Origin of the sequence: Flagellimonas ulvae (assembly GCF_049333175.1) — a bacterium.
GTDB lineage: Bacteria > Bacteroidota > Bacteroidia > Flavobacteriales > Flavobacteriaceae > Flagellimonas.
Map to the genome: position 1 here is coordinate 1,639,828 of NZ_CP186325.1, position 25,103 is coordinate 1,664,930.

Genomic DNA, 25,103 nt, shown 5'->3' on the forward strand with positions numbered 1-25,103 from the left:
ATCGGCAATTATGAAAACAATACCATTAAAAACAATGTTCAAAAAAGCATTTTTGATTCTGTTCGTACTGATATCATTTCAGTTGGAAGCACAACAAGATCCACAGTTCACACAGTACATGTACAATACTTTGTCCGTAAACCCAGGGTATGCGGGCTCAAGAGGGCACCTGTCAATTTTGGGAATGCACCGTTCCCAATGGGTGGGCATCAATGGAGCGCCCACTTCCCAGGTTTTGGCGATCGATGGCCCCGTTGGCGAAAAAGTAGGTTTGGGGCTCGTTGCCACCTATGATGAACTTGGTCCTTCCAACGAACTGTTCTTGGATGGCAATATCTCATATAGTATCCAAGTAGGGGAAAACAACAAAAGGCTCTCTTTTGGCCTTAAAGCAGGTGGACGCCTTTTTAACGTGGACTTTTCGGAAGGACTTTTCCGGAATCCCGATGTGGCCTTTCAGGACAATATTGAGAACCGGTTCTTTCCGACAGTGGGGGCCGGTGCCTATTACCATACCGAACGTGCCTATCTGGGCTTCGCCATCCCCAATTTCTTTTCGGAGGACCACTATGACGGAACGACCCAGGAAATCGCCACGGAACGCCTTCATTACTTTTTGATCGGTGGATTGGTCAGGGACATATCGGCCGACATCAAGTTCAAGCCCGCATTCTTTGTCAAGTGGGTGCCGGGCGCCCCGATCATAGCCGATATATCGGCCAACTTTATGATCCGTGAAACGGTAACGGCCGGTATAGCATACCGCTGGGACGATTCCTTCTCCGGCCTTTTGGGTCTGCAGATATCGCCCACCCTTAACGTGGGATATGCCTATGACCGCACCACAACAGATCTAAGGAACTTCAATAGCGGTACCCATGAGGTATTTCTCCGCTTCGAATTGAAGACACAGGAAAAGCGTTTAAAATCCCCAAGATTCTACTAAGTAAAAATTTATGAAAACATCCATCCATATAATTACGGCATTATTAATCTTCAGTTTTGGATTTGCCCAAGAAAAGGGTTCAAGAGCGGAAAAAAAATATCACAATTATCACTACATCCAAGCTGCTGCTGAATATGAACGCTTGGCAAAAAAAGGGGACGATTCCCAGGAAACCCTGCAACGCTTGGGGGATATCTATTATTATAACTCGGATATGTCCAATGCCGTAAAATGGTATGGTCAGCTCTTCTCCAAATATGAGGAAAGGCTGGCTGCAAAATACATTTTCAGGTATATCCATACGTTAAAGGGAGTTGGAAACTATCCTCTCGCCAAAGCACTGATGAAAATCTACGCTGAAAAGTTCAATGGGGATGATTTTGAGGTCTCCCAGTTTAATGACAATGACCTTGCCTTGGATGAACTGCGGAACCGACAGCCCCAGTTCGTGGTTACCCATTTGTCATTGAATACGAACTTGGCCGATTTTGGACCCATGTATTATCGGGACAAGATTGTTTTTGCTTCCAGTAGGGACACTATGAAGCTTCATACCAGGGTCTATGAATGGAACCAGCAGCCCTATCTCAACCTTTATGAGGCGGATACCGTGGAATTGGGCACTGATTTGGTGGATATCAGGGCATTCGGCAATGGTATCAACACGAAATACCATGAGGCAGGGGCCACCTTCAATCCAGAAGGTACCATTTTGTACTTTACAAGGAACAATTATAACACAAACCATTTGGAAAGGGACAGTACAGGAACCAATCACCTTAAAATTTATCGTTCACAGTTGGAGGGAGGGTATTGGACCTTTCCCGACGAAGTTCCCTTCAACAATAGGGATTACTCCACTGGACAGCCCGCATTGGGTCCAGATGGCAAAAAACTGTTCTTTGTTTCCGATATGCCCGGTGGCTTCGGTGGAACGGATATTTATTACGTATCCATTGACCCTACTGGAAATTATTCAGAGCCGGTCAACTTGGGGCCCACTATCAATACCAGTGGCAAGGAAATGTTCCCTTTTGTAACGGATGAAAAATTGTATTTTGCCTCGGACGGCCATTTGGGACTGGGGGCACTTGATATCTTTGAGAGCGAACTGGGAGGAGGTTTTTCACCTCCTTTGAACCTCGGACCGGAGAATCAACAGTCCCAAGGACGATTTTGCGTATATCGTGGATGAAGCTACCAACCGAGGCTATTTTTCCTCCAACCGTGCAGGAGGAACAGGTGATGACGATATTTATTCCTTTAAACGCTTGCAGCCCAAATGCGAACAGTTTGTTCAGGGAACCGTACTCAGAAAGGCCAATGACCAAGCTGTGGTCAATGCCACAGTTGAATTAAAGACTATAGATGGATCATTGATTGCCGCTGGCAATACGGATGCTTATGGTGCATTTACTTTTGAAAACATATTGGATTGTGAGGAAAGCTATTCCATTGAGGTCTCCAAAGAGGGATATGATGGGGTATCCAAGGGATTCAGAACGGGAAAAATTTTAGGAGAGACCAACAATGTCCCTCTGGTAATGACCAAGGAACTGAACAAATTGATAGTTATGGAAAATGGGGTGTTGAAGATTAAGATCGACGACATCTATTTTGATCTCAACAAAGCGGATATCAGGGCTGATGCGGCCCAAGAGCTGGATAAAATTGTGGAGGTCATGAAAGAGTACCCCAAAATGGTCATCAAGATTGAATCCCATACCGATTCACGGGGCAGTGATAGGTACAACGAAAAGCTGTCCGACCGTCGCGCCAAGTCCACGGGCAACTACATTGTGTCCCAAGGGATAGAGGGCAATCGCATAGAGAGCGCGATAGGGTACGGGGAAAAGAACCTACTCAACCACTGTTCCAATGGAGTAAGGTGCACGAATTCAGAGCACGATATTAACCGTAGATCCGAGTTCATAGTTATTTCTTTGGATTGATGGTGATGACCACTTTCAGGGCATTGCTGAAAAAGTTTAGGAATTGATGTGACCAATTCGTATTTCTATTTTATATAGAGATTCATGGGAACAGTAGGCACTTATCGGTTAAATCCAACACTTTATCCAAACTGAAATTTGGGTGATCGTTGACCAAGGGATTTTCAAACCAATAACTTGATGTTTTACCGAAAATTAAAACCGATTATCGGAGAGGAAAGTTTTAATGCGAATGATGGGCGTAGGTTTGTGCCGAACTTACAACCAGACTTTTATGGACCAAATTTTACTCTTTAAAAAGATTTATGCAGAGGCCTTCCGTAACCTCGGACACAGGATTCTTAAAAATGGTTTTAAAATCTACTTTTGGATTTGCACCGCTCTGCTCGCAATGGTCCTGTACGCCTTTTGCTATAGATTGTTGACAGGATTTGCTTGGGATTAAACAATGTCCATTTGAATTTTACGTGACAATTATTGTGATTTTCTCGCCTTATCTGACCATAAGACATCAATACGACAAAAGTCCGTAAAATCAACTTTTTCGATACCGCCCGTTTTTAACAGGAAAACAATTGATCAACCCACCATCCAATGGGTTTCTTAAAGTGCCCATTCATAAGGACTTGGACAGAGGGTTTTATTCTTAAAAACTGTTTTGGGATAATAAGAATCCTTGTAAGACCATTTCAATTCAGCCTCACAATATGATACCCTTCCAGTGTATTCATTAATTTTGACAGAATGGTTCATCCATTGATATTCGAATTCTATTCCTTGGAACCTGTCCGCCACTATGCTCAAGTATTCTCGGATTACGAATAGAACATGGGGCGTGGCCCGGTCAAAGTCCTGGACAAGAGCATCTTTGGAGGTCTTCTTCCCGGGATACATTTTTACGGAAACTGGTGGGGGTGCATGTACATCGGGGGTATGTCCCATCCAATCATAGTTATAGGTAACAATGATTCGCTTCCCGTAAATCATCATAGGTTGTTCATAGGTCGGTTCTGTTGTTTTTTGTAGGGTCATAGTGCTAAAAATTTTCGCGAACAAGTCAGGACATCAATGCTGCCCTGTAACCATCTCCCGCAATGTTTTCGCCACAACATCAATGGACATTGCATTGCGAATCAATCCACTACGTTAAAACTATCCGCTCCATCCCTGATTAAATCAAAAAAAACTTTCGCCGAGGGCTATCCGATTTCCCTTAATTCGTGCACTGAGAAGGCTCTCCATAAATTAGATTTCCAACTAAGAAAATGGTTGCTTTGGATCGGGGTGTTTTCTAAAACCGACGTTCTTCAGTACCCTACAATACCTTAAAGGCCATTGACCATAGTTGATGACAAATGGAAACCAGACATATTCTATTGGTACCGTTTCAGATATATCAAAGCCGTGGAGGGTTTTTACAAATTTTATACGTGCCCTGTTTGATAATATTCAAGAATGAGAATACCATTTGTCGAATTGTAGGAATCTTACTTGTACTGATGGCTTAATCTTCCTAGTTTGTACGACTGCAACCTAAATCTCAATCTTCTTTCCACATTGCAACCAAGAGCAAAGCGGTCTGCCAACCCTGTAACCGGACCATTTATCTAAATGAATTTATTCCACTCCGGGTAAGTTGTCGGGGGTGGGCCGCTTTTCATCGTTCGGTCTTTAGGAGATGATCTAGTGCCGCGATGATTTAGGTGAGCTCACCTTTTGTATTGATTTGGAAGAAGCTGGTTTTCTCCATTTTTTCAGTAGGCCTTCTCGAATTTCCCTAGTGTCGTTCTTAGTGAGCATTCCCTCGGATTTCAAGCTCAACCAAGTTCTATTAAATCAACTATTAAAAGGACATCCCTTAGTTTCGAAAAAGGGAGAATGTACTTTAAAATGTTCCCTTTTTATGACGTACCAAAGTTCAAGTTACACAAGGCGGTACAACACAACTTCGCGTATGCCTATTATATCGACACCGATATTGATTAAAATACAAACAACTTCATCATAATTTTATTCCGCATTTTGTAATAGGCTTCCGAAATATCTTTGGTCCCTGAGCGTAGCCCCGTATTACAAAAAATGGCAGCAGTCATATCTTGTTTTGGAAAATAATATAAATCTGTAGTTATGCCTATGCCTCTTCCAGAATGCCCTATTAAAAACTTGTATGGAATGCCTTTATCGGCCATTAGCCCCAACCCATAGTCAGGTTTTTTGGTGTCATTCCAGGTCATCATCTTGCTAAGAGTATCTTCTTTTAAAATTTCACCTCTCATTAATTTTTGAAGAAAATCAACAGCTTCTTCAATTGGGGCATAAATACCGTCATCTCCACTATACCAATTCGTAGTTTCTATAGTTTGTTGTGAGAGGTTTTCAATAACATTGTCTTTATTGATATCGCCGTAGTGCTCCACTAAATTATTAGGTGGTGTTTCTTTGTAATACGAATTGGAAAATCCATTTGAAGCCAGAATGTTTTTTCTCAGGTATGCTTCGTGGCCTTCAGGAAGTATACTATCCATTATCATAGTTAATAAGAGATAGTTGGTACTGCTGTATTGATATGTGCCCACCGGTTTTGTATGCGGATAAACCCCATACGCATATCTCCTCAAAGCATTTAGGTGTGTTAATGTATCCAATCTTAATTTTCCGGTTAGATATAGCTCATTTAAGACAGGATGTCTGTTGTAATTATGAAACCCGGAAGTATGCCCCAAAAGCTGTCGGATGGTCACCTCTTGTGCATTGGGAATGCCATCTACAATTTCTTGGGGCAAATACTCTTTTATTTTATCATCCAATGACAGTTTTCCCTCCTCGATAAGTTTTAACACCGCAACTGCGGTATAGGTCTTTCCTATACTGGCCAATGAAAAAATAGCCTTCTTTTTAATGGGTGTTCTGTTTTCTAGATTCGAATAACCCGAAACACCAATCCATTTTCCATATTTAGGGCTCTCAATGTAAATTACCACTCCAACCAATTTTTCTGCCGTGGCAGCATCAATATATTTTTGAATTTTGTTGAATTTTTGATGAGGTTTCTGAGATATCGCCGATTGAATAAAAACACCTGAAAGTATAATCAAGCATGTTGTGATGAGTTTTGATTTACATGATTTCATTATTCCTTGTTTTATCATTGCTGAACAAAGAAATGGGCGAATGTGTATTTGAACTCATGAAAACCTATCAAATCTCTTGAATTGCTATTAAATGATAGCTCAATTGCTATTGTACCATTTCCGAAAATGAGATGCTTTGGGTCGACTCACGGTCAAAACTTTGTTGCCAAATAGTTTAGTTCTTAGTTTTATGTCAATCTTTCCGTACGTACCTGAAGATATGGCAAGTATGGTATCTTTTCTTATAATTGTGCTTCGGGTTGCCTGATAAAACAAAATTTCAGGGAGGATTGCTTTTAAACTATTCAATGTCCCCTGATACACTCCTTTATTGGTTTCTTCAAAATATACCCAGACAATGCCATTCTCGATTGTTGCCAATTGTATTTTCTTAATGTCAATTCTATATAAATCTCTTCCTTTCAACAATTCTATTTGTTGCCCTGATTGCTCAATTTCAGATTTTAGTTCATCGATTTTCTTGTTGGAATCGGTAAGGTAATTTTCCGTTTTTCTCCAATTATGGTAAAAATGGGTGGCCCATTTAACAATTGTCAACAAAAAGGCAAGAATAAAAACGCTAAAGTTAATGACCAAAAGTTCATTAAGCGTATGAAAACCATCACCAATAAACCATAAATATAAATTCCCAATAACGTTAATTATAAAGATTAGGGCGGCTGTCAAATACATTAGATGGTAAATGAACCGTTGGCTAAAACTATGGGTCCAGCTAAATCTCTTTTCAAGAACGATATTGATTTTTCTGTTTATCTCTGTAATCAACACAGCACATATAAAGGCTACTAAAAACTCATCTATAATAAAATCTGGGTTCTCGGGGTCAAAAATATAGTTTATCACAATGTTTGCTATTGCGCCCAAGATTAGTGGTTCTAACACCCTCCAATAGTCAAAATTTTTCAAACTAAATAATATGTATTTGCAGTGAAGATAAAATTTTGATTCCACTTACATTACGCTTCCCCTACTCTCCTTTTTCTCCGTCAAAGACAGATTCGGCGGACAAGCTTGTCGGGGCGTGTAAAAAGTGTTCAATTACCTCTTTTAAAGAAGATTTTTAGAAGAGATTTCAGCAAGTGCAGTACCAACTTGGCCAACGCACCACCTCGCTCCTACTTCAAAAGGTCTACCAGACCTTTTTCACTCGGCCGTACCAAATCTCAAGTTGCATGACGCTGTACTTTATAGTACAAACGTTTTTTTGGGTAAAACTGTGCCAATACCACCTTGTTAGATATAATGTAAACCCATAATTTCCTATAAAGTGTCAACAAGTGAGACAATTAAAAAAGAGCATGAATAGGACTTATATCTTTTGGAAAAGTTCAATATAAAATGTTGTCTTACAAATAGGCTGTTTCAAAGGGTACTATTTAAGCATTTTTACAATTTTGTTTTAGAGTTTTCTAAGACAAGTGTTTTTCGGAAAACCACTCTATACCCAACGTATCCCATTAAGTCGCCAAATAAGAAGGCCCTAGCATAAGCTGGGCCTTTTCATTGTTTTATATGTGCTAAATGAAACCTATCAATAACCGGGATTCTGCTCAACGAAAGGTGATAAATCCCTTACTTGTTGAGGAATTGGGAAAATGGTCAAATTCTGTCCTGGTGCTGAAGCAGCTTCCTGAGGCTGCCCCTGTCTTCTTAGATTCAGCCCGTTGCGCAACAAATCCATTCTTCTCTGACCTTCAAAAGCGAGCTCTTTTCTACGCTCGTTCAAGATGTTATCTAAATCAACGGTTCCCAAGTCAGTCAACCCAGCTCTTGACCTAAGCGTATTGATGTCATTCACCGGAGTGTCTCCAACGCTGGTTCCAGCTCTAAAGTTGGCCTCGGCTCTTGTCAGGTACATTTCAGTGATACGCATGACCGGTGCATCATCAGCAAGGTTGATCCCATCAGGGAACTTGTTCGTGAAAATTGCGTTTGGACTGATTGCCCCCGGACCTTCCTGGTTAAGTTCAGAAAAACGAAGGTCACCTGCTTCTTCAGCATAGGCATCCAACAAATCCTGCGTGAAGGGTACATCGCCACGTCCTTCAGGCACAGGGTTGCTTAGATTCGAAAATCCTTGATTAGTATCCTGGCCATCTACTTCGTTGTTTACCAAAGTGAATACATGCTCTGCGTTATCAGGTGAGTCATAAAAAGTATAATCCGTTGCCAAAGTATAGAACGGATCGGATATGACCATATTGGCCATACTGGCCGCCTCGTCCCATCTTTCTTGGTATAGGTACAGTCTGGCCAACAAAGCCCTTGCAGCTCCTGGGTTCGCCTTGGTCCTGGTACCGTCAGCCAATAGAGGTATCACAGCCAACAGCTCGGCTTCCACAAAGTCCTGTACCTCACCTAAGGTAGCCCTTGGGAGCTCTAGACCGGTCTCAGAGGTAGTCACCAAGGGAACACTCAAATTGGAACGTCCATTACCAACTTGAAGTGGTTGGCCAAATGCCGTTGAAATATTGAAATACACTAAAGCCCTCATGAACCGTGCCTCGGCAATGGCCTGGGTCCTTTCTGCATCCGTAAAGTCGTCCCCTGGCACAAGCGGTACATTATCAATGACCAAATTGGCCGCCCCTATGGTCTCGTAGTTATCATCCCATATTCCGAATATGGAAGTATTCGTTGCCAAGGTGGCATACACACTGACCTGTTCAAAAGAATTGAAAGTACCCTCAAAGGCCACATTGTCCGATTGCCACTCGGTCATGAACTGGAAGGTCCCGTTAAGTACATCATCCTGTTGTGCCCTATTGTATATCCCGACAACAGCACCCAAGGCGGTGACTTCAGTGCTGAAAACAATCTCCTCTGCAATATCGTCCTCAGGCAAGAGTTCCAGTCTATTTTCACATGAAGACATTGCCAGTACTAAAAGGGCCAGTATTGCACTCAATTTATTTTTGTTCATCTTATTCATTTTAATTTTTTAATCGTCTAAAATGTAACATTCATACCCAATGTGAATGTTGAGGCCTGTGGCACGGTAAAAAAATCCTGACCTAGGGTACCTCCCCCATCTGCTCTGTTAGATGCTTCTGGGTCGTAACCATCTAAATCGTCACTTTTAATGGTCAACAAGTTGGTGCCCGTTGCATACAACCTTACATTGGTCAAGAACGTCTTGTCAATAATGCTTCTTGGTAAAGTATAGGCCAAGGTCACGTTCTTCAACCTGACAAATGACCCATCTGCAATCTGCGCGGATGAAGTTTGCGCAAAGGTATTGATGGTCGGGCTATTAGGACTAGGAATAAACGCTTGATCACCAGGCTGCTGCCATATATCCAACACTCTTGTGGTCTTATTAAACCCACTAGTAGGATTTTCCGTAAACCCTCTGGATGCGAGCAACAAATCATTACCTACAGAATAGTTGAACAATGTGCTCAACGACCAGTTCTTATAAGTAAAGGTATTTGAAAACCCACCTACAAAATCTGGGTTACCCTGTCCTACTATCCTTCTATCCGCAGCGGTAGGGGTTGTTGTCGGGTTGCCATCGGCACCCAACCACTCGGCATCACCGGTCTGAGGATTGACCCCGATGTAAGGAATTACATACCATGAGTTTGCTGATTCCCCAAGCACGGCTCTTTGTGGTGAGTTGGCCAAAGAACCACCTACTTGTTCAACGAACGGTCTTCCCTGTTCGTCCAAACTTGCAGTTTCAGGTAGCGAAGCAACCTCGTTCTCGTTATAGGCTATATTGAAGTTGGACGTCCAGCTAAAGCCTTCCGGATTATCGAAAATGGTAGCATCGATTGTAAATTCTACTCCCCTGTTTTCCAATTCCCCAACGTTCTGTAACACATTGTTAAGACCGTTGTTGAACGTAGGGTCAACAGGAACGAGAAGGATAAGATCATCAGTCGTTCTGTTGTAATATTCAGCATTGAAAGATAGTCTTCTGTTAAAGAAGCTTGCCGAGAGTCCAATATCCCAGGTCGTTGTGCTTTCCCATTGTAAATCCGGGTTGGCAAGTGCTAAGGGGGTAAGTCCAGATTCCCCATTGTAATTATTGGTACCAAAAGTTCCCAAAGAAGGGAAGAAGTTCAAAACACCGGTAGCAGCGGTTATCCTATCGTTACCCGTCGAACCGATACTACCGTTGATTTTAAGTCCCTGGATCCAGGTCACATCCTGCATAAAAGGCTCTTCCGATACGTTCCATCCAGCAGCTGCGGACCAAAACGTACCAAATTGGTTGTTTGCCCCAAAAACTGAAGATCCATCACGTCTCAAGGAACCTTCCAATAGGTATCTACCATTGGCATAGTCATAGGCCACCCTACCTAAATAAGAAACCAAAGTCGTCTCATCACCGCTGGAAAAGGTCACAGGGAAAGTTGAAGCGGATTCAATATTACGTTGGGCATCCGCCAAGAACCCTGTACCATCCCCTCTTAAAATCCTGAACTTGTTCTCCTCAAAGGAATACCCTATGAACGCGCTAAGATTGTGCTTTTCCCCAAAGTTCTTATTGTAGGAAAGCAGGCTGTTCACAATGACCCTATTTTGTTGGGAAATCCTGTTCCGCGCAAACCCCCCCGGTGTCAATAGCTCAATATCTCGCTCTATTACATCATCAAGGTTTCTGTCTATACCCAGTTCTTGTTTGAAACTGAGGCCGTCTATAAAGGATGACAGGTCAAAATCCAGATAAGCGTTACCAATGATTCTGGTCGTGTTCTGGTCATTTTGCTCCAAAAGCTCTTGTGCGATTACGTTCCCTCCACCTACGTTACCTGCGGTCGTGAAGTTACCGTTTTCATCAAATGGCTCTACATCCGGTCTTTGCAACAATGCTATTGTGTATGGAGCGTCAAATTCGTTTTCTGCGGGGGTACGGTCGAAATTGTTTTGGGACACGTTCATATTCATTCCAGCAGTTAACCAATCGGTCGCTTTGGCCTCTACATTGGCCCTGAAACTTGTTCTGTCCAATGAGTTGCCGTTTAGGATACCTTCTTGGCTTTCACGGGTGGCCCCTATAAAATAGGTCACCTTGTCGTTGCCGCCCCGTACGCTGATATTATGGTTGGTCGAGACCGCCCTTCGCGTAACAAGGTCGATAAAATCAACATCGCCCCCAGCATCTGTAACGATTACCGACCCGATTGTGGTTGTAAAATCAATATACTCTTGGGCATTCAACAGTTCAGGTGAATCTGTGAGGGTAGAAAATGAAACATTGGTGTTTATTTCCACAGTCACGGTTCCATCCGTTCTTCCCTTTTTGGTGGTGATCAATACCACACCGTTACCACCCCGTGAACCGTAAAGAGCAGCCGCAGCGGCGGATTTTAAAACCGAAATGCTCTGAATATCGTTTGGGTTGATCGTTGCCAATGGGTTGATGCCCTGTCCCGTTCCCTGGGTAAGTGTATTAAAGGTATCACCCAAAACAACACCATCGATAACGAACAAGGGTCTGGAACTACCTCCTAGGGAATTCGTACCCCTTATCCTGACCTCTGGGGCCGCTCCGACAAGACCGGAACTGCTGACCACCTGAACACCGGCTGATTGCCCTTGAAGAATGTTCTGCGGCGAGTCCACCACCAAATCCTCAATGGACTTACTGTCTATTTCTGAAATACTCGTGATCACATTCTTCCTGGATTTCTCCCCATATGCCACCACGACCACTTCCTCTAGGGCCTGGGCATCCTCTTCCATTTGCACGTTGAGCGTACTGGATGCTCCTATGGTAACGTTCACCGTTTTTTGCCCAAGGTAACTGAAACGTAATCTTTGGCCCTCAGCGGCAGAAATTGTATAGTTACCATCAAAATCGGTTTGTGTCCCGTTAGTAGTGCCCACAACTACAACAGAGACTCCAGGCAGGGCTACGCCTTGTTGATCAGAGACGTTACCTGTAATCGTTTTTTGCTGCGCCAGCGTAGACGTTGTAAGCAACATCAAAAACACCGACCACATCCAATGAATTTTTACTTTCATAGAGTTTAAAGTTTTGTTAGAAATTTTAATGAGTCAACGCAATTGAGAAAGGAGGGCGGTTGGGACTTATGACTGTGCTAATTCAAAAAATCAAATGAGAACAAAACCGTATAATGGAATGTCTCGTTTGGTAAGGCCTCTCACCACCCAACCTTTACAATTGCAGCGTAAAAGAAATGAATAGGATGACCTAACCCGTTATTGCCTAAAAACCTTAACAACATGCGCAAGTATGCCTAAAAACCTTACCAACATGCGTAAGTATGCCTAAAATGATTAACAGGCTTTTAGAGTGGACATTTTGGCTTAAATTCTGATGGTGAAATAATTATCAAATTAATTCTGTTATTCAATAAGGTTAAATATTTATTGTGGACATGTTCTTTATCAATTATCAAAAATTTGTTCTAAACGGTTGATTGAATACATTTATAAAGTGAAAAATTCTTTTGTTTTCTGGATTTCTATTATCAATATTTTGTTTGCTTTTCAAGGATTGTTTTTGGCATTCAATTACTTTATTAAATCCAATTCTCGAAGTACCTTAACATTCCATGTCGGAATGCTCATGACTATCTGTTCGATGTTTTTGTTGAACACGTTTTTTGCCCTAAACAATGAAATTCACTTTGAAAGTTTTACCCAGCCTTTTTCAAATATGCTTATGCTTGCCATAGGGCCATCATTATATGTTTATTTACGAGCGACTATTGATGAAAAAAATATAACAGCTAAAGCAATATGGCATTACGTTCCATTTTTTGCTGTAGTGTTGCTTTTCTTTATTCTTGAAAGGGAAACGTGGGAAGTTGCAGGGATGTTTATGGGTTTTTCGCAACTGGGTATTTATCTTTATATCTGTCTTAGGTTATCTTCCAAGAATCTGTATTCTCTTTGGATTAGGCCTATGTTGATAGCTTTTACTGTGGTATTTGTTATCAATTTGATATTAAAACTACTTCTGACCAGGTATGAAGTTCATTTCCTTATACCCCTAAATTCAACTTTGCTTTTTGGAATACCCATTTTCTGGATATCCTACAGAGAACTCAATCAAACATCCAACTTTTTTAGGAAAGCAAATGAATCAAATCAAATTGATGCTGAACGATTTAAAAAATACATTGCGCAAATAGAATCAGCAATGAATAAGGACCATCTTTATCGCAATCCAAATCTTTCCGTCAAGATAATGGCCCGTCAACTTGAAATTCCTATTAATATGTTATCCCAAGTAGTCAATACCCATTATGACAGAAGTTTTCCAGACTTTGTCAACTCATTCCGACTAGAGGAAGTTAAAAGAAACCTTCTGGCCGAAGAATTTAAACGTTACACCATTTTAGGAATTGCTGAGATTTCGGGATTTAAATCTGGAAGTCGCTTTAATACGCTCTTTAAGAAACATGTTGGAATGACCCCTTCAGAATTTAGAAAGACTAAACAATTAAAAGCTTAATATCAATATTGCTATATATTCCAATATAGCATATAACTAGATTGCCCAACTCATCCGATGTTGTTTGTTTTACAGTAAAATCAAGTAACGATGGAACTTTCAACAAGAAAAAAGAATACGAGAGAACTTGTTTACTTTTTTAGTATAACGTTTTGCATCTCTTGGATATTCGCTTTGTTAATAATAAAGGAAATAATTCCGGAACTACCTTATTTCGTAGGAATCGTTTATGGACCCTTTCTTGCGGCACTTATACTAACCGCCATTTTTGGAAAAAAGGAAGATTTAAGGTCCTTTTTTAAAAGATTTTATCAGTTTAAAGGCAACGTCAAATGGATTTTTATCATCCTATTCGGTTTTTTTGGGATAATGTATTCTGGAAAGTTTATCTGGAATCTCTTTGCAGAAAGCCCTTGGTCGATGAATCTAATGCCCTTGAATGCGTTTTTACCAGTTCTGTTATTCCAAGTTTTGATTCCAGGCCTAGGGGAAGAACCAGGATGGAGAGGTTTCGCGCTACCCAGATTGCTAGAGTTAACAACGCCTATAAAAGCAAGTATTTTTATGGCTTTGGTTCATTGGCTTTGGCATTTACCTACCTTTTGGTTAGGGACAGGAATACATAATGTCCCAGCTATTCTTTCAATTCTTTACGTTTTACCTATGACAATTCTGTTTACTTATGTATATCTTAAAACAAAAGGCAGCATTGGTATTTCTATTTTATTTCATAGTCTTCATGGCGCTTTGTTATCTCTGGTAGGGTTTATGCCTTCCGAATTGGATGTACCGATTTCAACGGATTTACTAACAACACTATGGATAGGTGGAGGCTATTTAGGGCCATACATTGTGGCCTTAGCTTTAATTTGGAGTTTGACTTTGTTCGCAGTCATGAAAATGAGAGGTCAAAAGAACCCCTAATTTGATATCACCAGTTTTCACTTTTTTAAACGCTTTTCGGTCATTGAAAACGAAGTCCTAAAAAATTTTATAACCCATTTTAGGTAAGGATTTTATTCAAGCATGAAATACTGAAAAACATACCTATCTATCCTCTTTAACGGTTTAAATTAATTTGAATCTGGCTAATCTTGTTCATAGAAATACCACTTAATCCCGGTTAACACTAATATTAGTAAGAATTGAAAACTAAATCATTTTGTCCGAGAATAGTTTTTTGGTTAACTGCTAAATCGACAGTCAAATGTTTTGAAATAAATGGATATTCCTTAATTAAATCAATATGAAAACTAGTCTTAGTTTTAATTTGTATCTACTGGCTTTTACAACCCTTATCATAATATCATTGGTCTCTTGTAATAAGTACAGGAAAACAAATAACATTACCGAAAATGATAAGCAAGAAATTGAAAGGTTAGCAAGGGATTTACCTTTAATCCTTTCCGATGAAGGTTGGAACGCTTATCAAAAAAAATTTTCCAGTGATTATATGAATTGGAGCATGGTAAGTGACCAGGTTAGAGGAAGAAAGGAATTCTTATCACTTGTAAAAAAATGGTATGATGAAGGTAATAGAGCCAACGGGACAACCATAAAGTCCATTGACTTTGTACCTTTAGGAGACGACAGTGTTATGTTTTTGTATGCTTTAGAGGAGAGGTTCGCCAACCTAAAAGATTATTTTCAAGATTCCTCGAGAGACATTCGTTTTGTAGGAATCTACAGAAAAGAAAATCGGATTTGGAAAAATACATTTACTGCCTTTATGGATTTACCAAATTCTAAGAGTTAAATCAAAAATTATATTACTAAAAAACTCATACTTTCTGAAGAATCGATGTGGTACTATAAATGAAGACAAAACGCAGTGAGTGTATAATAGAGAGCTATTTAAAATACACTGATGGTTTATTCAGATATATAGGTATACGAGGAAGATATAATTTTCAAAACACTCCCAAACATCTCCGAATTCAAAACAGTTTGAACATCTATTAAACCAAAATGATAATTATTAAGATAACTTCTCTTTTCTTTTTTTTCATGTTTATTGGGCCGAATATGGCCCAAGAAATCAATAATGAGTATATAACATTTAATGACCGTAGGAATATGGTTCATGGGTTTTATGCAGGAAGTATTGCTAACTTCACTAAGGTCCATAATAAGAATGCGCTGGGAACAGGACTAAAAATAGCTTATGTAGCAAATCATAAATTTGAGATTGGTTTGGCGGGAAACTTTCTATTTTCTGAAAGCAATTCTATTAATTCCATTACCAATAGTTCAGAAGATTTGATAGCGCTCTACGGAGGGTTACACTTAGAACCTATACTCTCCAGTAAAACTCGGTTTAATTTATCTTTTCCAATTCTTATAGGTCCTGGTCTTGTGGGTTATTTGGACACAACAAATAGCGCTAGATTGGAAGATGAAGATATGGTATCATTCTTTGTTGTTGAACCCGGCATTAATTTATTGTTCAACTTTTCGAGCTTCTTTCAAGTTGAGACAGGTATAAAGTACCGTTTTTCAAGTAGGTATAAATTTAAAAACCATTCCAGACAGACTATAAATGGATTTTCATTAGGGATTGGAGTTAAATTGGGGGTTTTCAATCTCGGGAAAAATAGATACAAACAACAATTGATTTAATGAAAACCAACCTAAGAAATATGACTTTTGGTACTTGCTTAAAAATAATATCGGTGCACATATTTTGAGTTAAACCATATCCTTCTTGTAATCGTACCCCGCTTTTACCTGCATCAGTTTTAAGCGCTCTCCTATTTAATCAATTCATCTTTAAGGTTTTTAATCTTTTTTCAGTCTTTAAAAAATTATAAAACTTAGACTTGTCTCCCATAAGGGATGTAAGGATTAATTACTTACCTATTTAGTTGAAAATCCAATATTTATTGTACTGAAATTTAGAGACTTGCAAATAAGTTGCCTTATGTTCATCTAAATCAATCATTAAGCACTATGTATAGAAAGTATTCATATACACTGATAATCTTTATAGCAATCCAGACCTATATTATAGCCCAATCTGAAAATCCTACTCGATTGAATTACAATATTAAACCGGCAAATGATAAAATAGTTCTTGATGGTGTTCCTGATGATAAAGAGTGGAATAGACACGAGGTGATAACCAACTTCTATAACCACTTCCCTACCGATATAGGAAATGCAGAAAATCAGACGGAAGTGCGAATCACATATAACAATGAATTCATTTACTTTTTGGCAAAAATGCACGACAATGGGAAAAGAGTTATCCAAACCTTGGAAAGAGATGATGATTTCGCTCTTTTTTTTAGTGATGCCTTTAACATTGTGATTGACCCAACAAACCAACAACAAAACGGTTTTATGTTTGGTGTAAATTCAGGTGGAGCAGAAATTGAAGCTACCCTAGAATTGTTCGGGTCACAGACCATTTATGCTCCAAATTGGAATCAACGTTGGTTTTCTTCTACCCAACAATACGAAGACTATTGGGTAGCTGAGATGGCTATACCCTTCCGTTCTTTAAAGTATGATAAAGAGAACTTAAGCTGGGGCATCAACTTTGTGCGCATTGACCGCGAGAAATTTATAAATTCTACATGGACCTTGTTTCCGGTAAATTTCAATTCAATTGACATGAATTATATGGGGACTCTGACATGGGACAAACCTATTGAAGGGAAATCGTCTTTGTTTACCTTAAATCCATATATTACGTTTTCTAACACCAAGGATTTTCAGAACAGTTCGGACCCGGAAAGCAGTCAAGATTTTAATGTTGGCGGAGATGTTAAAATCAATTTGAACTCTAGTTTGAATCTTGATTTGACGGTTTTGCCTGACTTTTCTAATGCTGATGTAGACCAGGAGGTTACCAACATAACACGATTCAATATTTTTTTACCAGAGCAACGGAATTTTTTCCTTGACAATGCTGATATATTCACCAGTTTTGGAAACGGTACGATTCGTCCTTTTTTTTCCCGACGCATTGGATTGTCCAATGGCAACCCAATTCCCATTGATTTTGGTGCGAGACTAACCGGAAATATTACACCTGGACTACGACTGGGGTTAATGAATATCCAAACCGATGGCTTCAACGATCTTCCTGCAGAGAATTTTGCTGTAGGGGCCTTTCAACAACGTCTTTTTAAACGTTCCACTATAAAAGGCCTATTTATTAACCGGCAAGCTACGGGAAAAGAATCGACTAATGAATATTCCAGAAACGCCGGGGTAGAATTTGATTACATCAACCCTAGTGGTAGATTCAATAACTCGTTACTTTTTCATACTTCGTTTACGTCAGAAAAACTAAACAAAAACTATTATTTTGGATTCAATGGCGGTTTTACCAATAAAAACATAAGGGCAAATTGGTTGTTTGAATCCGTGGGAGAAAACTTTATCACGGGTGTGGGGATTAATCCAAGATTGGAAAATTTCAATTCTGCTACAGACGAATTGGTACGGGTGGGTTTCAAAAAAATTGATACTTCTTTTGAGTATATATTTGTCAACGACAATCAAGCAAAAAAAATCGCGAATCACGGACCAAGAACATCTCATTTAATTTTTCTAAACCCTGACGGTTCATTAAATGAATCAAACAATAGCCTTGATTATTCTTTCGATTTTAGAAACACTGCGATTTTTGAATTAAGCAATGAATTCAACAGGATTAATTTATTATTTCCCACCTCTTTAATCGGTGAAGAATTTGAACCACTCCCTGTTGATGGTTATTCCTTTGCGCGGAGTGGCATCCGTTATCGAACTGATAGAAGGAAGCTTTTTATTTTTGAAGGAACTGCCAATTATGGAGGATTTTATAATGGGAATCTTCTAAACGTAAATGTTGAGACAAGTTATCGGATTCAACCTTGGGCCAATTTTGGGTTGGTCTATGATTACAATAACATCCAACTTGGAGAAGGTTTCGGTGACAAAGAATTGCATTTATTGCGTTTCACTGGTAATTTCACCTTTACCAAAAACCTCCTTTTCAATAACGTACTGCAATATAATACCCAAGGGGAGAATTTTAGTATTTTCAGTAGATTTCAATGGCGTTACGCTCCCATGTCAGATTTATTTGTGATTTTCAACCAAAATCAAAATACAAATGGTTTGGGTATACAGAATAGAGGGTTTATTATAAAATTAACCTATTGGTTATAAAAGAACTCATAGGTGGTTTTAAATTGCTCACTCCATAAGGCTTCTCCGTGAGCACCACCCTCAATAATATCTGAAAGGAAATTCTCAGGAGGCATATGTTCGGAAAGGATACGCTCCATTTTTTGAAAAACAGGAACCATTTCCCCTTCTTCAGAACCCACTAGCATATGGATTTTGCAATCTTCCAATAACGGATTTTTAGAGTACAATTCATAAATATCTTCTGAAACCCAAAATGCGGGAGAATATACTCCAGCCATTGAGAACACTTCTGGATAGGTCATCAAAGCATAAAAAGACATTAAACCACCCATTGAAGAGCCGACTATTGCAGTGTTTTGACGATTTGATAATGTTCTATACCTTTTATCGATTAGTGGTTTAATGACATTGACAAGCAATTCGGTGAAAACCTTTCCCTGTTCCTTTCCAAATTCTGGATGGTCCACTACGTTGTATTCTTGCATTCTGAATACTCCGTGATTGTCGATACCTACAACTATTACTTCCCTTTTACTTTTCTTAGAAAAATGGTTTAGTACTTCATCAACGCCCCACTCACCCGCATAGGCCGTTTGTTCATCAAAAAGATTCTGTCCGTCCAACATATAGATTACTGGGTACTGTTTATTAGTGGATTGATAACTTGGCGGTAGATATATTCTTAATGTACGACTGCTGACAGAATAAGGTACATAAACAACCTTTTCAAGTATTTCCACGTTGACAACCGCTGTAGATAATTTATCGTCTGTATTTTGTGCTAAAAGAATAGTTTGGCTGATAAGTGCTAGAAGTATCAAACAAGAATTTGTTTTTGATACATTATTTGTTCCTTTTAATGACATATTTTGGATTTTATCGTTATGGGATTTGCTAAACGTTATTCAAATTCTAGCCAGAACATATTGTTTGATGGGCTAAGACAAAAAAGCAGGTTATTTCCAATAACCTGCTTCACAATGAATAAATCTCTTGAATGATTATGGTAAAACAGCGACCAACTCAATTTCAACTGTTAGTTTAGGAATAAACAGTCTATCCACCTGGACCCATGTTGCGGTTGGATAATTCCCCTTGTAAAACTCCTTCCTTAGTAGTATATGGGTCTTAAATTCATCCAAATTAGTAGTATAAATCACTTCTTTAACTACATTTTCAGTTGTAATCCCATAGTTTTCTAAAGTTTCATTAAGCCTCTGATAAATTGCTTTTAACTGACTTTCCATATCATCAGTCATACCATTTACTGTACCTGAAATATACACGGTCTTTCCAACTTTAACTGCATGATTGTAACCAATATACTCTTCAACGTTTTCATGCCCAGGTATATGAAAGATATCCTTCTCAAGTTTTTGGGCGGACGTAATAATGCTGAACAGCATTAACATACTAACTGTAATTTTTTTCATGTTATTAAATTTTTTGGAATTTCAGGGTATTTCAAGAAACAACATGAATCAACAAAGTGAAATGCGTAAATATGATTTTTGTATAAGTAAATTATTATTCTTTAAATAAGTATTTATGTTTTATGCTGTTAAAACTCGTCATCCAAATAAAGCTTGTTGGTGTATTCTGAGATTCTTGTTTTCGTCTCTATTTAAGAAACCGGCTTGGTGCATTATGTTGTGATTTAGCACCTATTCTACTTCCCCTTTAAAGGATTACCATCTTGTTTTCAGTTTTTTCAAAAAAAAGAAAGCTTCAGATAGGTAAGGAAAAAATCCTTACGTCATAAACGAGATTATAATGTAACAGCGCTTTAGTTCAAATGTCTTATTGGTAAACAAAAACATACCATTATGAAACGAATTATCTTGTTAGGACTATTGTCATTTAGTTTATTCAGTACTGCCCAAGAAAAAGAAAGCAAACTGACCAATTTCGCTTTTCTAATTGGAGATTTTGAGTTTAAAGGCAAAACCCTAAAAAGCAAAACTGAGTATAACCATTATAACGGTATTTGGAAATCACACTACATACTCGACGATACAGTCATTGAAGAGGATTTTAAAATTATTGGTGGGAACGGAGGGACCACTTTTCATGGTCTAACACTACGTTCTTTCAATTCCAAAACGAATGAATGGGTTATGGGCTTTTTTGATGCTTTAAATCCAAAATGGTATCCCTTGGGACAACCAGAGTTTAAAGATGGTACAATTTCATTTAAAGGAAATCTTCCGGGCTTACAACCAGGACAACTTCTTCAAGTAACATTTTATGATCTTGGAGAAAACACTTTTAAATGGAAATCAGATATCTCACCTGACAATGGAAAAACCTGGATTTATGATTTTACGGTTATTGAAGCAACTAGAAAGTAGTTAGCAAACCTATTTTACTTTACTGATTTATATGATGGAAAAAATGAATTTTTTGAAAGACTTACATCTTTTTTCAGCACTATTAGGGCTTTTATTCTTGATAGCCCTAGGGTTACGCTACAAGGTCCAGCGAAAATTCAACCGCTTTTTTTTAGCGCTATTATTGGTTTTTTCATCGGGGCTTCTGCTCAAAGTATTTTTTTCTTTTGACGTTTATACACAAAACCCAAAACCCTGGTTTTATGTAATGATTCTTGCATATCTGCCAGGATTATTGTGGTATTATCTTGCTTTGGACTTGAAGGGTGTTCCGAAAAAAATAAATTTTGATCACGTTATTGGTCTCATTCCATTACTCTACCGAATAGGAATTATTATATGGATAACCCCAAAATCAGTTGAGGAAATCTTGCAAATGCGACAATACGGTTGGTATGAAATATACTTTTACATTACATGCGCAACCGTAGCATTTTCCAATATCTGGTTTTTTTGGGTGACATGGCGCAAAGGATATCTTACAATAAACAGACACTTTTCCAAAGTGTTTGGTTTATTCACGAAAATTACAGGCCTAACTCTGGTATTCTGGTGTACTGCACTAATTTGCGCACTCCTTTTCATTACCTATCAATATTTATTTGTTTATGTGATGATTGAGACATCCTTTCTTATCATAAGTCTCACCATAGTATTCTTTGCGTTTAGTTATATCGTCAACCCTGACCAGTTTAAATTCCTTTGGAAGTTTTACGACTCAAAAGAGTTTTTAGAATTAAAAGAAGTATTTGATAAAATTACTGTAGAAATGGAAACAAATCTCCTTTTTAAGGATTCGCGATTAAGCTTATCCATGTTATCTGAACGTATTGGTGTACCAAGCAAAAAAACGAGTAAGGCGATAAAGTATTTCACTCAATATGCATTTCCAGAATATGTCAATATGTTCAGGATTAAAAACTTCATAACTTCTGTTGAAAATGGAAAGTCACTTCATTTTGATATTTGGGGTTTGGCCCAAGAATCTGGCTTTGGTAACAAAATGAGTTTTTATGAAAGTTTCAAAAAGACTACTGAATTGACACCAGGAGAATTCATTAAAAGTTCCAAACCGGCCATTTCACTAAATGAAGATTATAAAAGTATACCTGCCTGAGTCATTAGTGTTTTGAGCATATTAAGCTTACGAGATCTGTATATCAAAAAAATATTCCAACCTAGCAATATCACAATGAAGAAAATGCATTCCTTGATAATTGTTTTAATCCTTTTTTTAAGTTGTTCTCCAGACAAAACTCAGATTGTAGTAGAATCTGGTACATTAATAGAAAACGTCACAGTAATCACCTGTGATTCTGAGGGTAAAATATTTGAAAAAAAAGGTAACGTTTTACTAGACTTGGGTGTTATTAAAACCATATCTAAGACTAAACTGGAGATAAAGGGCAATTTTCAGAGAGTCAATGGAAAAGATAAGTTCCTTATTCCAGGTTTAATTGACAGTCACGTTCATTTGAACAATATTCCAGGTTTAGACCATAGAGAAAGAGCGAATAATCCCGAATTAGTCCAACACTATTTTGAGAGACTTCCCTTGAACTTTCTTTATTATGGCTATACTTCTGTAATAGATGTCGATAATTATGCGCCCGAGGTTATCCAAAGTATAAAAAAAAGCTCTCTGAGACCTAATATTTTCACTTGTGGTGCAAAAATCCAGGTTATGGACGATTTTGAAATGGTGATAAACGAAGTACCTCAAAAAAGTTGTTGGCGTATGCCCTTTCTTTATGACTACTATAAGCAGGGTAAAGTACCTGATAGTATCAATATACAAGAACACAGCGCTAGTTTTTTGGTTGAAAAAATTCATTCTGAATGTAATAACTGCATTAAAGTATTGTATGAAGATGCTTCCTCGGGATTACCGCAGACATGGGAAAAACCTTCACAGCAAATTATCCAAGACCTAGTTTTTGAAGCACGTAAATTCCAAATGCCTGTGATATTGCATGCTCCATCTTTTGAAGGTCAAAAGTTTGCGCTGGAAACCGAAGTCGATATCATTGCTCATGCCATGTGGAATTGGACTCCAAATCCTGAAAAGTTTCTGGATAGCACCTTATTGGAGGCACACCGTGAGCTACTTGAGGAAATTGCAAAACGAAAAATTGGTTATCAACCAACATTTCGAACTCTGATGGGCGAGTTGGACGTCCTTAATGGAAATTTTATTGACTATCAGCCTCTAAACCAACTTTACTCCCATAGTTTTATAGAGTATTTAACCACATATAGTGCAGTTAAATCCAGAAATAAAATCATTTGGCGGCTTTCTTTTTTAGAGAGAATCAATCCAGATTTTGTCAAACCTATACGTAGCAAGTTTTCTAGTGATGAGGCACTACTTGATAGCCTTTACATCTCATATCAAACCAAAATTTCAAAAGTTGTCAAACTTATTGGCGAATACAATGGTAATTTATTGTTTGGAACGGACAATGGTGCCTTGAATTTGTATACACACCCTCCGGGATTAAATGGCTACTTGGAAATGAAACATTGGAAGAGTGCAGGGATACCTTTGAACCAAGTATTCATTGCAGCTACCTATAACAATGCAAAAGAATTCTATCTCTTAGATAAAAAAGGAACTATAGAGGTCGGTAAGGAAGCAGATTTATTACTTTTAAATGACAATCCACTTGAGAATATTATGGCTTATGATAAAATAGATAAGGTAATCATTAAAGGAGAGGTCATTAATAGAGAAGCACTATCAATCTCCAATTGAAAAAGATATTTTAGCTTCCTATAACAAGTTTTAAAAATAGGTTTTTCTCTAGAACTATTATTACATGGAGGTTGTCTTTAACACAATGAAAAACATTAAGGTTTATTATTTAATTGCTTCTGTACTGATTTGGGTTTTAGGATATTTCCATACTGGGAAATTCGTAAGACCGAAATGGAAGGTACCTGGGAAGCTAGTCTTTTATGTTGGAGTATCTGCTATTTTAGTCCATTGGTTTGGGCATTGGGGATTAATTTTTATTATCGGCCACCCCTTAATTGGCTTTCTATTTCATTTCAAAGTTTGTGGAGAAAATGATATCAATTGGTTCACCTGTGAACCAAAAGAAAAATATGTTGAATTACAGAAAAAATGGGCCAAAGGAAATTTTGCTAAATCAAAAGCGAAGAAATAACTGCGGGTTATCATAAAATGACTTATGAAATTATTCTTTTTGAGTGCTTCGATTTTTTACTCTTTCGTTTTTAATATGTCCAAAGTCAGTATCCTTTAACTATTAAGTTCTCTGATGATTTCTTTCATTGACATTCTGCTTTCTTTCATAACAGGTAATAACGGCCAAATATGTGGCATCTCTTTTCCAATGTTTACCTCCACCTGGACAGAGGCGACAAGCATTCGTTTTACCATTCTTCTTTGGTCGGGGTAGGTTATGTCATTTTCAGCTAGGTATAACATCGCAGTCGGAAACTTTTCAAAGCTTCCATAGATAGGAGAAATTGCAGGATTTTTCAAACTCGTTGTGCCTGCGCACATTCTTTTTGCACTTAATACTCCAGTTTTGGATAGCATCGGATCATCAATGTCTATTTCCTCGATTTCAGGATTAGACATTGTTGCATCGACAACAGGAGATATGAGCAAAAGTTTTAAAGGAATCTCAAGGTTTTTCTCAATCGCCCTTTGCACTAGTGCAATACATAACGTACCACCAACGGAATCCCCCATCAAAGTAATTTTGTCTGAGGAAAAATGCTGTAAAGCCTCTTGAAAAATCATATCAATATTTTGTGATATTTCAGTAATGGTATGTTCTGGTGCCTTTGGGTAGTCACACATCCAAATGGTATAATCTGTTTTCTTTGCAATTTTTTTGATTGAATTCCAATGATGTTCAGAAGGACCTGATACAAAAGCACCTCCATGGATATATATCAACAATTTTTCAGATTTTACTTTCGGTTTAATCTCTGTAACTTGAGTTTTCCGCACTTTAAAAGTGACCGTATTTGCTCTAAAAAAAACTCCCCTTGGCATGTACACATCGTTCTTTCGTAAGGCCTGATAATCAATTGGATTTTGCATAA

At 38.4% G+C, this 25,103-nt stretch carries 21 protein-coding genes; 13 read left to right on the top strand and 8 right to left on the bottom strand.

All coding sequences use genetic code 11. The features are described 5' to 3' along the window. Positions 1 to 10 precede the first annotated feature (10 nt). From ACOKFD_RS07590 to ACOKFD_RS07605, 4 genes are all read left to right on the top strand, one after another. Positions 11 to 946: a PorP/SprF family type IX secretion system membrane protein gene (locus tag ACOKFD_RS07590; RefSeq protein WP_422860684.1), complete on the top strand. Its 936-nt coding sequence runs from the start codon at positions 11 to 13 to the stop codon at positions 944 to 946. 10 nt (positions 947 to 956) lie between these two features. Then, positions 957 to 2,141 carry a hypothetical protein gene (locus ACOKFD_RS07595; protein WP_422860685.1) on the top strand — a complete coding sequence of 395 codons (1,185 nt, stop codon included), beginning with the start codon at positions 957 to 959 and terminating at the stop codon, positions 2,139 to 2,141. Continuing rightward, a complete protein-coding gene (locus ACOKFD_RS07600) occupies positions 2,134 to 2,898 on the top strand; it encodes an OmpA family protein (RefSeq protein ID WP_422860686.1) in 765 nt (254 codons plus the stop codon). Before ACOKFD_RS07595 ends, ACOKFD_RS07600 begins: the two co-directional genes overlap by 8 nt. A gap of 274 nt (positions 2,899 to 3,172) precedes the next feature. After that, positions 3,173 to 3,343: a DUF6747 family protein gene (locus ACOKFD_RS07605; RefSeq protein ID WP_422860687.1), complete on the top strand. Its 171-nt coding sequence runs from the start codon at positions 3,173 to 3,175 to the stop codon at positions 3,341 to 3,343. 158 nt (positions 3,344 to 3,501) lie between these two features. Here ACOKFD_RS07605 and ACOKFD_RS07610 read toward each other — a convergent pair whose 3' ends face one another. The 5 genes from ACOKFD_RS07610 to ACOKFD_RS07630 form a co-directional block, all read right to left on the bottom strand. Continuing rightward, positions 3,502 to 3,930, bottom strand: coding sequence for a hypothetical protein (locus ACOKFD_RS07610; protein WP_422860688.1), 429 nt, complete (start codon positions 3,928 to 3,930; stop codon positions 3,502 to 3,504). A 950-nt stretch (positions 3,931 to 4,880) separates the two neighbouring features. After that, entirely contained in the window at positions 4,881 to 6,029 is a 1,149-nt protein-coding gene (locus ACOKFD_RS07615) for a serine hydrolase domain-containing protein (RefSeq protein WP_422860689.1), read from the bottom strand. Positions 6,030 to 6,128: 99 nt separating this feature from the next. Then, entirely contained in the window at positions 6,129 to 6,914 is a 786-nt protein-coding gene (locus tag ACOKFD_RS07620) for a LytTR family DNA-binding domain-containing protein (protein WP_422860690.1), read from the bottom strand. 667 nt (positions 6,915 to 7,581) lie between these two features. After that, on the bottom strand, positions 7,582 to 8,973 hold the full coding sequence (locus ACOKFD_RS07625; RefSeq protein ID WP_422860691.1) for a RagB/SusD family nutrient uptake outer membrane protein: 1,392 nt from the start codon (positions 8,971 to 8,973) through the stop codon (positions 7,582 to 7,584). Between the two features lie 26 nt (positions 8,974 to 8,999). Then, complete coding sequence (locus tag ACOKFD_RS07630; protein WP_422860692.1) at positions 9,000 to 12,026, bottom strand: SusC/RagA family TonB-linked outer membrane protein; 3,027 nt, start codon at positions 12,024 to 12,026, stop codon at positions 9,000 to 9,002. 436 nt (positions 12,027 to 12,462) lie between these two features. Here ACOKFD_RS07630 and ACOKFD_RS07635 point away from each other — a divergent pair, with 436 nt between their 5' ends. The 5 genes from ACOKFD_RS07635 to ACOKFD_RS07655 all read left to right on the top strand — a co-directional run bounded on the left by ACOKFD_RS07635 (position 12,463) and on the right by ACOKFD_RS07655 (position 18,648). Then, the gene (locus ACOKFD_RS07635; protein ID WP_422860693.1) at positions 12,463 to 13,485 is read left to right on the top strand and encodes a helix-turn-helix domain-containing protein; all 1,023 of its coding nucleotides are present in this window, start codon (positions 12,463 to 12,465) and stop codon (positions 13,483 to 13,485) included. Between the two features lie 90 nt (positions 13,486 to 13,575). After that, positions 13,576 to 14,409 (top strand): CPBP family intramembrane glutamic endopeptidase, encoded by an 834-nt coding sequence (locus ACOKFD_RS07640; RefSeq protein WP_422860694.1) that lies wholly within the window; start codon positions 13,576 to 13,578, stop codon positions 14,407 to 14,409. Positions 14,410 to 14,731: 322 nt separating this feature from the next. After that, entirely contained in the window at positions 14,732 to 15,241 is a 510-nt protein-coding gene (locus ACOKFD_RS07645) for a hypothetical protein (protein ID WP_422860695.1), read from the top strand. A 212-nt stretch (positions 15,242 to 15,453) separates the two neighbouring features. Next, complete coding sequence (locus ACOKFD_RS07650) at positions 15,454 to 16,104, top strand: hypothetical protein (protein WP_422860696.1); 651 nt, start codon at positions 15,454 to 15,456, stop codon at positions 16,102 to 16,104. Positions 16,105 to 16,434: 330 nt separating this feature from the next. Next, positions 16,435 to 18,648, top strand: a complete 2,214-nt coding sequence (locus tag ACOKFD_RS07655) for a DUF5916 domain-containing protein (RefSeq protein ID WP_422860697.1) — start codon at positions 16,435 to 16,437, stop codon at positions 18,646 to 18,648. On the opposite strand, the gene ACOKFD_RS07660 is transcribed toward ACOKFD_RS07655, so the two are convergent. Then, complete coding sequence (locus ACOKFD_RS07660; protein WP_422860698.1) at positions 18,636 to 19,496, bottom strand: alpha/beta hydrolase; 861 nt, start codon at positions 19,494 to 19,496, stop codon at positions 18,636 to 18,638. The two genes, ACOKFD_RS07655 and ACOKFD_RS07660, sit on opposite strands and share 13 nt — an antisense overlap. A 135-nt stretch (positions 19,497 to 19,631) precedes the next feature. Continuing rightward, complete coding sequence (locus ACOKFD_RS07665) at positions 19,632 to 20,063, bottom strand: RidA family protein (protein ID WP_422860699.1); 432 nt, start codon at positions 20,061 to 20,063, stop codon at positions 19,632 to 19,634. A 393-nt stretch (positions 20,064 to 20,456) separates the two neighbouring features. Here ACOKFD_RS07665 and ACOKFD_RS07670 point away from each other — a divergent pair, with 393 nt between their 5' ends. The 4 genes from ACOKFD_RS07670 to ACOKFD_RS07685 all read left to right on the top strand — a co-directional run bounded on the left by ACOKFD_RS07670 (position 20,457) and on the right by ACOKFD_RS07685 (position 24,190). After that, entirely contained in the window at positions 20,457 to 20,981 is a 525-nt protein-coding gene (locus ACOKFD_RS07670) for a hypothetical protein (RefSeq protein WP_422860700.1), read from the top strand. 43 nt (positions 20,982 to 21,024) lie between these two features. Then, a complete protein-coding gene (locus tag ACOKFD_RS07675) occupies positions 21,025 to 22,137 on the top strand; it encodes a hypothetical protein (protein WP_422860701.1) in 1,113 nt (370 codons plus the stop codon). A 75-nt stretch (positions 22,138 to 22,212) separates the two neighbouring features. Further along, entirely contained in the window at positions 22,213 to 23,775 is a 1,563-nt protein-coding gene (locus ACOKFD_RS07680; RefSeq protein ID WP_422860702.1) for an amidohydrolase family protein, read from the top strand. A gap of 85 nt (positions 23,776 to 23,860) precedes the next feature. Beyond that, positions 23,861 to 24,190, top strand: a complete 330-nt coding sequence (locus ACOKFD_RS07685; RefSeq protein WP_422860703.1) for a hypothetical protein — start codon at positions 23,861 to 23,863, stop codon at positions 24,188 to 24,190. Positions 24,191 to 24,285: 95 nt separating this feature from the next. Here ACOKFD_RS07685 and ACOKFD_RS07690 read toward each other — a convergent pair whose 3' ends face one another. Continuing rightward, positions 24,286 to 25,101: an alpha/beta hydrolase fold domain-containing protein gene (locus ACOKFD_RS07690; RefSeq protein WP_422860704.1), complete on the bottom strand. Its 816-nt coding sequence runs from the start codon at positions 25,099 to 25,101 to the stop codon at positions 24,286 to 24,288. Positions 25,102 to 25,103: the final 2 nt, after the last annotated feature.